Annotated in this window: 12 protein-coding genes; all 12 read left to right on the top strand. The window is 43.9% G+C overall.

Annotated elements, in window-relative coordinates:
- Positions 1-90 precede the first annotated feature (90 nt).
- Complete coding sequence (gene rpsA, locus AACY26_RS07695) at positions 91-1,776, top strand: 30S ribosomal protein S1 (protein ID WP_339512633.1); 1,686 nt, start codon at positions 91-93, stop codon at positions 1,774-1,776.
- A gap of 327 nt (positions 1,777-2,103) precedes the next feature.
- Entirely contained in the window at positions 2,104-2,388 is a 285-nt protein-coding gene (ihfB, locus tag AACY26_RS07690; protein WP_010483292.1) for an integration host factor subunit beta, read from the top strand.
- A 333-nt stretch (positions 2,389-2,721) separates the two neighbouring features.
- Positions 2,722-3,777: an LPS O-antigen chain length determinant protein WzzB gene (locus AACY26_RS07685; RefSeq protein WP_339512630.1), complete on the top strand. Its 1,056-nt coding sequence runs from the start codon at positions 2,722-2,724 to the stop codon at positions 3,775-3,777.
- Positions 3,778-3,831: 54 nt separating this feature from the next.
- Entirely contained in the window at positions 3,832-5,145 is a 1,314-nt protein-coding gene (gene wbpA, locus AACY26_RS07680; protein ID WP_339512628.1) for a UDP-N-acetyl-D-glucosamine 6-dehydrogenase, read from the top strand.
- Positions 5,146-5,172: 27 nt separating this feature from the next.
- A complete protein-coding gene (locus AACY26_RS07675; RefSeq protein WP_339512626.1) occupies positions 5,173-6,126 on the top strand; it encodes a Gfo/Idh/MocA family oxidoreductase in 954 nt (317 codons plus the stop codon).
- 99 nt (positions 6,127-6,225) lie between these two features.
- On the top strand, positions 6,226-6,813 hold the full coding sequence (gene wbpD / locus AACY26_RS07670; protein ID WP_339512624.1) for a UDP-2-acetamido-3-amino-2,3-dideoxy-D-glucuronate N-acetyltransferase: 588 nt from the start codon (positions 6,226-6,228) through the stop codon (positions 6,811-6,813).
- Positions 6,810-7,901: a DegT/DnrJ/EryC1/StrS family aminotransferase gene (locus AACY26_RS07665; RefSeq protein WP_339512622.1), complete on the top strand. Its 1,092-nt coding sequence runs from the start codon at positions 6,810-6,812 to the stop codon at positions 7,899-7,901. Before wbpD ends, AACY26_RS07665 begins: the two co-directional genes overlap by 4 nt.
- Before the next feature lie 126 nt (positions 7,902-8,027).
- Positions 8,028-9,089, top strand: coding sequence for a non-hydrolyzing UDP-N-acetylglucosamine 2-epimerase (wecB, locus tag AACY26_RS07660; protein WP_339512620.1), 1,062 nt, complete (start codon positions 8,028-8,030; stop codon positions 9,087-9,089).
- A 21-nt stretch (positions 9,090-9,110) separates the two neighbouring features.
- Positions 9,111-10,241, top strand: a complete 1,131-nt coding sequence (locus AACY26_RS07655; RefSeq protein ID WP_339512618.1) for a glycosyltransferase family 4 protein — start codon at positions 9,111-9,113, stop codon at positions 10,239-10,241.
- 8 nt (positions 10,242-10,249) lie between these two features.
- Entirely contained in the window at positions 10,250-11,545 is a 1,296-nt protein-coding gene (locus tag AACY26_RS07650) for a hypothetical protein (protein WP_339512616.1), read from the top strand.
- Positions 11,542-12,306, top strand: a complete 765-nt coding sequence (locus tag AACY26_RS07645; protein WP_339512614.1) for a glycosyltransferase family 2 protein — start codon at positions 11,542-11,544, stop codon at positions 12,304-12,306. The genes AACY26_RS07650 and AACY26_RS07645 overlap by 4 nt, the downstream gene beginning before the upstream one ends.
- Before the next feature lies 1 nt (position 12,307).
- A complete protein-coding gene (locus AACY26_RS07640; protein ID WP_339512612.1) occupies positions 12,308-13,258 on the top strand; it encodes an NAD-dependent epimerase/dehydratase family protein in 951 nt (316 codons plus the stop codon).

The raw sequence follows: 13,258 nt of genomic DNA, 5'->3' as shown, positions 1-13,258 counted from the left end.
GTCTTGCAAGCCTCTTTTTATATGAACGTACCCACATTGTCTGGAGTGTGGTTTGGGCAGATTAACTGCCCTGAATCAACAGGAATCAACATGAGCGAAAGCTTCGCGGAACTTTTTGAAGAAAGCCTAAAAACCCTCGACATGCAACCGGGCGCCATCATTACCGGTATCGTAGTCGACATTGACGGTGACTGGGTCACTGTTCATGCCGGTCTGAAGTCAGAGGGCGTCATCCCGCTCGAGCAGTTCTTCAATGAACAAGGCGAGCTGACCATCAAGGTCGGTGACGAAGTCCACGTTGCGCTGGACGCGGTTGAAGATGGCTTCGGTGAAACCAAGCTGTCCCGCGAAAAAGCCAAGCGCGCTGAGTGCTGGATTGTTCTGGAAGCAGCTTTCGCCGCTGAAGAAGTGGTTACGGGCGTTATCAACGGTAAGGTTAAAGGCGGCTTCACTGTCGACGTTAACGGCATCCGTGCGTTCCTGCCAGGTTCTTTGGTCGATGTTCGTCCAGTGCGTGATACCACTCACCTGGAAGGCAAAGAGCTGGAATTCAAGGTCATCAAGCTGGACCAGAAGCGCAACAACGTTGTTGTTTCTCGTCGTAGCGTCCTCGAAGCTGAGAACAGTGCTGAGCGCGAAGCTCTGCTCGAATCTCTGCAGGAAGGCCAGCAAGTTAAAGGTATCGTCAAGAACCTCACCGACTACGGCGCGTTCGTGGATCTGGGCGGTGTCGACGGCCTGCTGCACATCACAGACATGGCTTGGAAGCGCATCAAGCATCCTTCCGAGATCGTCAACGTTGGTGACGAAATCGACGTTAAGGTTCTGAAGTACGATCGCGAGCGTAACCGCGTATCGCTGGGCCTGAAGCAACTGGGCGAAGACCCATGGGTTGCTATCAAAGCGCGTTACCCAGAAAGCACTCGCGTTGTTGCACGCGTAACCAACCTGACCGACTACGGCTGCTTCGCAGAGCTGGAAGAAGGCGTGGAAGGCCTGGTGCACGTATCCGAAATGGATTGGACCAACAAAAACATCCACCCATCTAAAGTCGTTCAGGTTGGCGATGAAGTGGAAGTTATGGTTCTCGATATCGACGAAGAGCGTCGTCGTATCTCCCTCGGCATCAAGCAGTGCAAAACTAACCCATGGGAAGATTTCTCGGGTCAGTTCAACAAGGGTGACAAGATCTCCGGCACCATCAAGTCGATCACCGATTTCGGTATCTTCATTGGTCTGGACGGCGGCATCGACGGCCTGGTTCACCTGTCAGACATCTCCTGGAACGAAGTCGGCGAAGAAGCCGTACGTCGCTTCAAGAAGGGCGACGAGCTCGAAACCGTCATCCTGTCTGTTGATCCAGAGCGTGAGCGCATCTCCCTGGGCATCAAGCAACTGGAAGAAGATCCGTTCTCCGACTACGTTGCCATTAACGATAAAGGCACAATCGTGACCGGTACCGTTAAAGAAGTTGACGCTAAGGGCGCTGTAATCACCCTGGCTGACGGCATCGAAGCTACACTGAAAGCCTCTGAAATCAGCCGTGACCGCGTTGAAGACGCGCGCAACGTTCTGAAAGAAGGCGAAGAAGTTGAAGCCAAGATCATCAGCGTTGATCGTAAGAGCCGCGTAATTAGCTTGTCGATCAAGTCGAAAGACGTTGAAGACGAAAAAGAAGCAATCAAAGAAATGCGCACCAAGCAGGACGAAGCTGCTCCTGCTGGTCCGACCACCATTGGTGATCTGATCCGCGCACAAATGGAAAACCAGAACTAAGTTCAGGTTTTCCAAAGAAAAAGGGAGCCTTCGGGCTCCCTTTTTTGTGCGCGTTGGTAGGGTGGAAGACACTTCACCCTTCCACCATTGATGCTGAGATTACTCCGGGTATTTGCTTGAGGCTCGAGCTCTGGTGGACAAGCTTCGCGTTGTCACACCCTACGGGTAAGGATCACAACGGTCTGGAACGGTTGTTTGCCGCTGCAATAGCGGGTTATGAATGGAATCAACAGCATGGAAGCGTTTCTAGAGGCTGTTCAAAAGCTTGGGAGCATGCTAAAACCATTCTATCGAGTGATCTAGCCGCTTGAAAACGAAGGGAAAATTATGACCAAGTCGGAATTGATCGAAAGGATCGTGACCCATCAAGGCCAACTCTCATCCAAGGATGTCGAGCTGGCAATTAAAACAATGCTTGAACAAATGTCGAGTGCCTTATCCTCAGGCGATCGTATTGAGATTCGCGGCTTTGGCAGCTTCTCGCTGCACTTCCGCGCACCACGCGTGGGCCGCAACCCTAAGACAGGACAGTCCGTTAGTCTCGACGGCAAGTTCGTTCCGCACTTCAAGCCAGGCAAAGAGCTGCGTGATCGGGTGAACGAGGACGACTGATCCTGTTCCTACTCCGCCAAGCAAATGGCTTAATCAATCAATGATTTAGCTGTTTGTTGTAGTGGCAAGCTGCTTATCTAAAACGTTAAACTGCGCACGTTTTTGTCTTTGGCAGGGGCGTTGTTTGTAGCAGGGATCTATCGTCAGTAAAAAACTCCTGGGTTTATGTCGGGAAATGGAATTTGCGTAAGAAACGAGCGTCTAAGCTAGTTGGATCGCCATATAGCCTTGCAGCCAAGGTATAGCGCATAACACATGCTATGTAGCAGGAGGTGCAGACCTTCATGCTCATGATGGGCAATGACAAAAACGGGAGCTTCTGTGAATCAAAGAATGACTGCTGAACAATCTCACACCTCTGATGAGATCGATTTAGTTGAGCTGGTTAAACAACTCTGGCTGCAAAAGTGGCTAATTATTGGCTGCACGGTACTCATTACTGCTCTTGCTGCAGCTTATGCATTCCTAAGTACTCCCACCTACCAAGCCTCCGCAGGGGTGATGCCACCTCGTCTCAGTGATATTTCTGGCTACAACCTGGGTCGCAGTGAGGCAAAGCTCAGCGAATTTACCGTTGAAGACGTCTACGGCGTTTACAAACGCAACCTGCTATCCGGTTCATTGAAGCGCCAGTTCTTTGATGAAGTTTATTTGCCCAGTTTGCCTGCAGAAGATGCAGGGGCTGCGAAAGACAGGTTGTGGGATCGTTTCAACTCGGATTTCAATGTCCAAGCACCTGATGCAAAAAACAACCCTGACTACTTTGTTGTAAAAGTCGAAGGCAAACAGCCTGAGGTCGTGGCTGAGTGGGCCAACAAGTACGTGAAAATGGCTGCAGACAAGTCGGAAGAGGGGATGCGTACCAACCAACTGACAGAGATTGGCACCAAGGCCCAATCCCTTTCCCGGCAGATGGATGCACTGCGTGCCACCGCTGAAAAAAGACGTGAAGATAGAATTGCACGCCTGCAAGAGGCATTGATCGTAGCCGATGCCGTAGGCTATGACTCCCCACAAGTGACGCCAGGTAAAACCTCATCAGACGGCGACTTCGCCGAGTTTATGGATGGCAACCTGATGTATATGCGCGGCGCCAAAGCCGTCAAAGCAGAGCTGGCCGTACTGGAAAAACGAACCAACGACGACCCATTTATCGCTGAGTTGCGCGGCATCGAAAACCAAATGGATTTCCTGCAGAAGATCGACGTGAATCCAGACAATGTGTCTGTATTTACTTTTGATAGCCCTGCGCTGGTGCCGGAAACACCGATTGCACCGAAGAAAATGCTAGTAGTTATTATTGGGCTGATACTTGGGCTTATTGTTGGTGGAGCCTTGGCTTTAGTAAGAGTTTTTATGATCAACTATTCGAAAGTACGTAATGCCTAAGTCGGTATGGTTTTACTGTTAAGTTTAAATAAGATTATTTAGTCTGGAGATGCAATGTCAGTCGTAAAACAGTCAGCTGTAGAGAAGTTTAAAACAAAACAAGCCATTATTGGGATTGTTGGGCTTGGGTATGTTGGGCTACCCCTGATGTTGCGGTTTAACTCCATCGGCTACAAGGTCTTGGGTATTGATATCGATCAGGGTAAAATTGATAAGCTCAATGTTGGAGAAAGTTATATTGAACACATCCCGTCTAGTTCAATTAAAAAAGCATTGAGCAATGGTTTTGAATCGACGGCTGATTTTTCTCGCTCAAGCGAGTGTGATGCATTAATTCTCTGTGTTCCGACACCTTTAAACAAGTATCGCGAACCAGATATGAGTTATGTGACTAATACATCCGATGCGATAAAGCCATTTTTGCGTGAAGGTCAGATCGTCTCACTGGAAAGCACTACATATCCAGGTACTACCGAAGAAGAGCTATTGCCTCGTGTAGAAGAGGGAGGTTTGAAGGTCGGAAAGGATATTTTCCTTGTTTATTCACCTGAGCGAGAAGATCCAGGTAATCCTGATTTCGAAACCCGAACAATTCCTAAAGTTATTGGTGGTCATACGGAGTCTTGCCTTGAGGTTGGGATTGCTCTGTATGAGCAAGCAATAGACAAGGTAGTATCTGTTAGCTCGACTAAAGCTGCTGAGATGACAAAGCTTTTAGAGAATATACACCGAGCTGTAAATATCGGCTTGGTTAACGAGATGAAGGTCGTGGCAGACCGAATGGGGATTGATATTTTTGAAGTTGTAGATGCCGCAGCGACAAAGCCATTTGGATTTACTGCTTATTACCCTGGCCCAGGTTTGGGTGGCCATTGTATACCGATTGATCCATTTTACTTAACTTGGAAAGCACGTGAATACGGTCTGCACACTCGCTTTATCGAGCTTTCTGGCGAAGTGAACCAGGCGATGCCTGAATATGTCGTGAGTAAATTGGTTGATGGGTTGAATGATTCAGGCAAACCACTGAAAGGAAGCAAGGTCCTAGTTCTAGGCATCGCATACAAGAAAAATGTTGATGATATGCGTGAGTCTCCATCAGTGGAAATTATGGAGCTGCTTGAAGCTAAAGGTTGTGCAGTTGCTTACAGTGACCCGCATGTTCCTGTTTTTCCTAAAATGCGAGAGCATAATTTTAATCTTTCAAGCGAGAAACTTACGGCTGAGAATATTGCTAGTTTCGATGCAATTATATTAGCAACTGATCATGAGAAATTCGATTATGAATTAATCGCAAAACATGGTCGTTTGATTGTTGATAGCCGTGGTAAGTATCGGTCCCGTTTAGAAAATGTTATCAAGGCTTAGTGTCGAGAATTTAGTTAGGGCGGCTGTATGAAAAAATTTGCTTTAGTTGGTGCTGCTGGATATATCGCACCTCGTCATATGCGTGCAATTAAAGACACAGGGAACGCGTTGTCGGTTGCCTATGATATAAATGACTCAGTCGGGATAATCGATAGCATATCCCCTGAAAGTGAGTTTTTTACTGAGTTTGAACAGTTCATGGAGCATGCATGGCGATTGCAGCGTGACCCTGTAAGTGCCCTGGATTATGTGTCCATCTGTTCTCCAAATTATTTGCATCACTCTCATATAGTCGCAGGTCTAAAGCTAGGGTGCGATGTGATATGTGAAAAGCCGCTTGTACCTACGACTGATATCCTGGATGAGTTGGAGCGGGTAGAGAAAGAGACAGGAAAAAAAGTCTACAATATTTTGCAGTTGCGCCACCATAAATCAATTTTAGATCTGAAAGATAAAGTCGCTGCCGATAGTACGGATAACAAATTTGATGTAGAGCTCACATATATCACCTCACGTGGTAAGTGGTATTTGGAAAGCTGGAAAGGTGATCCAAGAAAGTCATTTGGAATTGCAACAAATATTGGTGTACATTTTTTTGACATGTTGCACTTCATCTTTGGTGCTCTAGAGAAGAATGTTGTTCACTACGTATCCGAGACGAAGTCAGCCGGCTACCTTGAATACAAACGTGCGCGAGTACGTTGGTTCTTGTCAATTGATGCTAACGACCTGCCTGCGTCAGTTAAAGGAAATAAACCGACTTATCGCTCGATTACAGTGAATGGCGAGGAGATGGAATTCTCTGAGGGCTTCACAGATTTGCATACTACTAGTTATCAGGAAATTCTAGCTGGCCGTGGTTACGGAATAAAAGATGCGCGGCATTGTGTTGAAACAGTGCAAACTATCCGTGCAGCAACACCTGCTCCAGCCAATGCTAATGAGGCGCATCCATTTGTCCTTCAGTTAGGTAAACGTTGATAGATCTTTTGCCAGGATAAAATACGTTGGCAATGAAATGCCCTTCTGTTGGGACGTTCGGATCATAGTAATTGAGGCTGCACTGTATTGGAGCGCGTAATGGAGTTTTATCAACACCCGAGTGCGATCATTGATGATGGCGCTGAAATCGGAGATGGCTCACGTATTTGGCATTTTGTGCATGTATGTGGCGGTGCTCGTATCGGGAAGGGCGTGTCTCTAGGTCAAAATGTATTCGTTGGGAACCAAGTTGTTATAGGCGATAAATGCAAGATACAGAACAACGTATCGGTTTACGATAATGTCACATTAGAGGACGGAGTCTTTTGCGGTCCGAGTATGGTTTTTACCAATGTGTACAATCCGCGCTCACTGGTTGAACGTAAGGATCAGTATCGTGACACCTTGGTCAAGAAAGGCGCAACCCTCGGTGCAAATTGTACTATCGTCTGCGGTGTGACAATTGGTCAGTTTGCATTTGTTGGTGCCGGCGCGGTGGTTAACAAAGACGTACCTGACTACGCCTTGATGGTTGGTGTTCCTGCGCGTCAGATCGGGTGGATGAGTGAGTTTGGTGAACAATTGGCCTTGCCGCTGAGCGGAAAGGGTGATGTTGCGTGCATCCACACGGGTTGTCGATACGTCTTAGTGGGAAAAAAATTGAGTAAAGTGGATTGCAATAAATGATCGAGTTCATTGACCTTAAAACTCAGCAAGTCCGCATCAAGCAGGAGATCGATGCTGGTATTCAGCGTGTACTCGCTCACGGTAAGTACATCCTTGGGCCTGAAGTTGATGAGCTAGAGGAACAGCTTGCGGCCTTTGTGGGGGCTAAATATTGCATTACATGCGCTAACGGTACCGATGCCTTACAGATCGCACAAATGGCTCTTGATATAGGACCGGGGGATGAGGTTATCACTCCAGGGTTTACTTATATAGCAACCGCTGAGACTGTTGCTTTACTAGGTGCGAAACCCGTCTATGTAGATATTGATCCGAGAACGTACAATCTTGATCCATTGCTAATCGAAGCAGCAATAACTCCAAAAACAAAGGCTATCATCCCGGTTTCACTGTACGGTCAATGTGCTGATTTTGATGCGATTAATGCAATTGCTGCAAAATATAACTTGCCTGTCATTGAAGATGCAGCGCAAAGCTTTGGTGCAACCTATAAGGGGCGCCGTTCCTGTAGCCTAACTACAATTGCATGCACAAGTTTTTTTCCAAGTAAACCCTTAGGCTGTTACGGCGATGGTGGGGCAATTTTTACGAACGATGATGAGCTTGCCACCATAATTAGACAGATAGCTCGCCATGGTCAGGCGCGTCGCTATCATCACGTGCGAGTTGGCGTGAATAGCCGATTAGATACGCTGCAAGCTGCTATATTACTGCCTAAATTACAGATTTTTTCTGAAGAAATTATTCTTCGCAATAAAGCTGCAAGTTTTTACAGTCAAAGAATCAATGAGCTTGAATTGACAGGGCTTACTCCTTTTGTTGAGCAACATAATACGAGTGTTTTTGCTCAATATACGGTCTCGTTAGCGAATAGAAGTGCAGTACAACAACAGCTAAGTGAGCGTGGAATACCAACGGCCATCCACTATCCGTTGCCCCTTAATAAACAGCCTGCAGTAGCTGACCTGACAAAGTCTTTGCCTATAGGTGATTCAGCAGCTGAGCAGGTTCTTAGCCTACCCATGCATCCTTATATCAGTGAAACCGATCAACAGATCGTTATCGATGCATTGAAGGCCTCAATTTAAATTAGTATGTAAGATAATCGAATACCTATCATGTATCTCAAAGCATATTAGAGTGTGCTATTCGTTAATGGCGATCATCATTAAAATCTAGTTTTTTCAGATATTTGTAATGTAATGGGTATAAATATGAAGATTTGTACAGTTGTCGGTGCTAGACCACAGTTTGTTAAAGCAGCCACAGTCTCGTTGGCGCTTAAAAATACGGATTGCAATGTGCAGGAAGTTTTGATACATACGGGGCAGCATTATGATTCAAATATGTCAGATGTTTTTTTTGCAGACCTGAGTATTTCGCAACCAGACTATAACCTGGCCATAGGTGGTGGGTCACATGGGCAAAATACGGGGCGGATGATTGAGAAAATTGAAGAGTTGCTTCTAATTGAGAAACCTGACTCTCTTTTAGTGTATGGAGACACTGATAGTACTTTAGCAGGGGCAATAGCTGCTTCAAAATTGCATATACCAGTCTCGCATGTCGAAGCTGGGTTGCGCAGTTATAATATGGCAATGCCTGAAGAGATCAACAGGATACTAACGGATAACGTTAGTTCTCGGCTATTCTGTCCAACTGCCGGTGCAATTGAAAATTTACGTAGAGAAGGATTTTATAACAGGGATGTTTTAATTTCTGAGGTCGGCGATGTAATGCTGGATGCGGCCATTCAGTTTAAAAATGCCGCTGTTAAGCCTGAAGAGTTGGATGTTAAGGGTGATTTTATTTTGGCGACCTTTCATCGTGCAGAGAATACGGATGATGTCGGTAGGCTAGAAAGTATTGTTGCTGCTATCAACTATTTACATGCTTCAATTGCCCCGGTAGTTGTCCCATTACACCCTAGAACTGCAAGTGCGCTTAAGAGAAATAATTTAAGTTTAAATTGTCATTTGATTAAGCCAGTAGGCTATATTCAAATGGTGTGGTTGCTTTCAAACTGTGCGCTAGTACTGACCGATAGTGGTGGTGTTCAGAAGGAGGCGTTCTTTTTTAATAAATCTTGTGTGACAATGCGAGATGAAACAGAGTGGACTGAGTTGGTCGAGCTTGGGGTAAATAAATTATCTGGTGCTGATCGAGAACGAATCATTGAGTTTGCACAGTATATGTTTGCAAAAAATATACCTGATATAGGTGAAATGTATGGTGCAGGGATGGCTTCCCAGCGTATTGCATCGGCATTAGTGTAATTTTTAAATTAGGTAACGAAAATGAGCGCTTCTTACAAGGCTGTTGTTTTAACAACTGTCCACAATCGGAATGATACGCGGGTATTCCATAAAGAATGTCCAGCGATTGGAGGAATGGAAGCGGTTGATTTATCCGTGCTGGTAGCGGACGGAAAGGGTGATGAACAAAGAGAACTTTATAACATTATTGACTGCGGTAAAGCACCGTTCGGCCGGTTAGGCCGAGTTTTTCTTATACAGTTTGCCGTTGCACTTAAACTTTTTAATATTCGACCTAAGGTCGTTCATATACATGACCCTGAATTGACACCTTTAGCTATATTGATGTCAATTTTCGGCATTAAAATAATATACGACGTACATGAGGATGTACCGCTAGACATCCTTGATAAATATTGGTTGCCAAAAATAGTTAGACCCTTCATCTCAAAATGTTTCAGTTTGTTTGAAAAATTGTCTGTTCTGTTTTTTTGGAAAGTCATTGCTGCTACGCCTTCGATATATAGAAAATTTAATCAGGATAAAACAGTTTTGATTGAAAATTTTCCTATGCTCGAAGAGTTTGAATTTTACAATCAGGTTGCCAACAAGAATGTATCTATTAATAATAAGTTTGTTTATGTTGGTGCCATTACTCGGATTAGAGGGATTGTTCCATTAATTAATTCCTTTGCTTCAAATAATCATAAATCTAGTATGACCTTGTGTTTGGCTGGTGAGTTTTCACCTCTTGAACTGCTATCTGAAGTAAAGCAACTAGATGGATGGTCAAATGTCAATTACGTGGGGCAGGTTGGTCGACATGAGCTCAAAAATATTTTTTCGGATTGTGTCGCTGGAGTCGTTACGTTCTTGCCTGCTAATAATCATCTAGCGTCACAACCTAATAAACTCTTTGAATATATGGCTGCTGGAGTTCCTATTATTGCTTCTGATTTTCCTGCGTGGCGGGATATCATTGCGACTGTAAACTGCGGAGTATTGGTGGACCCTGAATCTGCTGAAGCGATTTATGCAGGTATGAAGTATTTAGTGGATAACCCTGCTGAAGCTGCATTAATGGGGCAAAGAGGGCGTGCAGCTGTTATGAGTAGTTATAATTGGGGAACCCAATCCACAAAGCTAACCGCTATTTATGCCGAACTATTGTAGAGTTTATTGTGCTGACTAATCAGATAATAAGAGCGTTAGCCTGCTACCTTCTTTATATTGGGTTTCTGGTATTTTTTGCTGTAGGTTATTCAATTATTTTATACCCGTACCATACATATTTCGCACTTTCGATTGGTGAGTGGGAGTGGCCAGTTGTTGCTCTTTTGATATTGGTTTCGGCATTTCCTATCTTGCTGTTTGATTCATTTATTAAAACAAGTTCTGCTTTTTTGTTTTTATTGTTTTATTTGATTGTGCTTGGGCCTTCGATCCCGCTTCATTATGTAGTGTTTGGCAGTGTTGACTGGTTTTATATTTTTTTAGTTTCGTTAATGTCTTTTGCATTGTCTATTTGTTCTTGGGTCCGAATTCCAGATTTAGTTCTATCTAATTTTTCCGGTAAAGCCCAACTTAATTTCATCATTGTGATTGGTGGGCTGGCTTTCTTTGTTTTTTACAGTGTTTTTGTTTATACGGGGGAGTTCAAGCTTGTTGGTGTGAATGATGTATATGAATTGCGTCATGAGTTTCGAGATAATGCCGATACTATTATGCGCTACTTGATTGGTGTTGTGGGCGGCAGTCTAGCTCCTTATGCCATAGTTTACGGTTGGTCTAGACGGCGCTTTAGTTATTTCACTTTAGGTGTAACTTGTTATTTGATTTCCTATATGGTGGCCGGTCATAAATCAATAATATTGTCTTTGATTATTATGTTGGGCTGTTTGTTTATTTTGAATAAAGGTATTAAGGCATGGGTAATGGTTGTAACTATCTTGAGTGGTTCTTTAGCTATTTTTGCCGTTGATTTCTATGTGGGCCGTGCTTTGTTATCACTTTTCTCTCTTGATAGGATGGTGTTAGCTCCTTCAGTATTGAATTATCTCTATTATGATTTCTTTTCTCATCATACATTTGCTTATTGGGGGCACAGCTTTTTAAAAGGAATTGTCGAGTATAATTACTCTGAGTCCCCAGCGTTTTTAATTGGAAGCCTATTTTTTAAAGAAGGTGATAGAGCCAATGCGAATCTATTGGCAGACGGATACTCAAATTTTGGAATGTTAGGAGCTCTTTTACTGTTATTTGTTTTTGTTTTATTTGGCTTGGTGTATGAGGCTTTGTCAAAAATGTTCAGTTTTTCTCAACGAATTGCCATGTTTATACCTCAAGTCATGTTTTTGTCTAATGGTAGCCCTTTAACTGCGGTGCTTACTAATGGCTTGATTGTTTTATATATTATTTTGCTTTTAACGCCAGATCAGAGAAAGTATGTGGCGAATCTTAAGGGGGCTAGCCAATGAAGGTCAGCATTGTTATGCCCATGTATAATGCGCTTCCTTATGTAAAGGCTAGTGTAGAGTCTGTGCTCAAACAGACTCATTCTGACTGGGAGTTATTAATAATTGATGATTGTTCGTCTGACGGTAGTTCAGATGTTGCCTCTACATTCGCCAATTCGGATCTTCGTATTCGTTATGTTAAAAATACAAAAAATTTAGGTGTGGCTGAAACGCGTAATGTTGCTTTGAATATGGCAACAGGAGGCCTGGTTGCCTTCTTAGACAGTGACGACTGCTGGTTGCCGGATAAACTTGCGCTACAAGTTAAGTATATGTGCAAAAATCAGGCTAAAATCACTTATTCTTCTTATGCTCGGTATTCTGAAGCCGGTGTATTCTTAGGCGTTGTACACCCCAAGGCAAATATTGGTTTTAAAGATATGCTTTATAGAAATCAAATTGGCAACTTGACTGGCATGTACCTGCGCTCGGCGTTGCCTGCTTTACGCTTTAAGAATACAGGTCATGAAGATTACTTGTTTTGGGCAGAGGCTATCAAAACTGTCGGTACGGCATCTTTGACGCCGAGTGATAAACCTTTGGCTAACTATCTTGTAAGAGATAACTCATTGTCAGGTAATAAGTTTAAGGCAGCACTGTGGCAGTGGAATAATTATCGAGCCAATTTGAAGTTGAGTTTTATAGATAGCGTCTATTATTTTTCTTGCTATGCTTTGGTCTCGGTCTATTCTCGCATTACTGCTAGAAAGGACATTGCTTAAAATGAATATTCTCGTTACAGGTGCAACTGGCTTTATCGGTCAGGCACTATGTAGATTGCTTCTGGATCAAGGCCATGTTGTGCATGGCGTTTCTCGAAGCATGACAACATCTGTTCCCGGTTTAATATCTCACGTTGGTCAACTTAATGACAGTGCTTTTCTAAAAAGCATCCTCGTAAATGTTGACTGTGTAATACATCTTGCTGGTCGCGCTCACATGATGTCAGATAAGTCACCAAATTCCATGGCAGACTTTCGTACAGTCAATGTTGATCTTACGACCGCGTTGGCTAAGTCTTGTCTTGAAAGTAATATTCAACGGTTTATTTTTATTAGCTCCATTGGTGTTAATGGAGTTTTTACGGATGGTGTCCCGTTTAATGAAACATCAATACCCGCACCTGTTGCTGAGTATGCGATATCTAAATATCAAGCTGAATGTGCGCTTAAATCAATTTTTTTTGAATCTTCTATCGCGTTAGTCATCATCAGGCCCCCATTGGTCTATGATGTCAATGCGCCTGGTAATTTTTCCCGATTACTTAAGCTTGTTAGTACAGGCTTGCCGATCCCAACCGGGAGGCTTGAGAATAAAAGAAGTATTGTTTCACTTTCAAATTTAGTAGATTTTATTGCCCTGTCAGCTGTTCATCCGGCAGCTGAAAATCAATTGTTTCTTATATCTGATGGTCAAAGTGTTAGCACATCTTCAATCGTGTCTGCGCTTAAACGTGGCATGAAAAGCTCAACTTTCCAGTTCTGGTTACCACTTAAGCTCATTGAGCTTTGTTCTCTTCTTGTGGGGAGGCATTCTATGTATGTCCAGCTCTACAGGTCTTTAGAAATTGACGCTGGAAAGGCTCATCAATTACTAGGGTGGTCTGGGGAAGGTGCTACTGTTCAGTCGCTTGAGCAGATTGGTGCTACATATAAATCCAAACGTTTGTGTTGA

The sequence above is a fragment of the Pseudomonas sp. RL_15y_Pfl2_60 genome (assembly GCF_963970595.1).
Classification (GTDB): Bacteria; Pseudomonadota; Gammaproteobacteria; order Pseudomonadales; family Pseudomonadaceae; genus Aquipseudomonas.
Note: the sequence above shows the minus strand (reverse complement) of the source record. Positions and strands in the feature narration are given on the sequence as shown.

Bases quoted from the DNA above. Each gene is read 5' to 3' on its own strand.
- rpsA (WP_339512633.1), top strand. From the start codon at position 91: ATGAGCGAAAGCTTCGCGGAACTTTTTGAAGAAAGCCTAAAAACCCTC.
- AACY26_RS07645 (WP_339512614.1), top strand. From the start codon at position 11,542: ATGAAGGTCAGCATTGTTATGCCCATGTATAATGCGCTTCCTTATGTA.
- wbpA (WP_339512628.1), top strand. From the start codon at position 3,832: ATGTCAGTCGTAAAACAGTCAGCTGTAGAGAAGTTTAAAACAAAACAA.
- AACY26_RS07640 (WP_339512612.1), top strand. From the start codon at position 12,308: ATGAATATTCTCGTTACAGGTGCAACTGGCTTTATCGGTCAGGCACTA.
- AACY26_RS07675 (WP_339512626.1), top strand. From the start codon at position 5,173: ATGAAAAAATTTGCTTTAGTTGGTGCTGCTGGATATATCGCACCTCGT.
- AACY26_RS07655 (WP_339512618.1), top strand. From the start codon at position 9,111: ATGAGCGCTTCTTACAAGGCTGTTGTTTTAACAACTGTCCACAATCGG.
- AACY26_RS07665 (WP_339512622.1), top strand. From the start codon at position 6,810: ATGATCGAGTTCATTGACCTTAAAACTCAGCAAGTCCGCATCAAGCAG.
- ihfB (WP_010483292.1), top strand. From the start codon at position 2,104: ATGACCAAGTCGGAATTGATCGAAAGGATCGTGACCCATCAAGGCCAA.
- wecB (WP_339512620.1), top strand. From the start codon at position 8,028: ATGAAGATTTGTACAGTTGTCGGTGCTAGACCACAGTTTGTTAAAGCA.
- AACY26_RS07685 (WP_339512630.1), top strand. From the start codon at position 2,722: ATGACTGCTGAACAATCTCACACCTCTGATGAGATCGATTTAGTTGAG.
- wbpD (WP_339512624.1), top strand. From the start codon at position 6,226: ATGGAGTTTTATCAACACCCGAGTGCGATCATTGATGATGGCGCTGAA.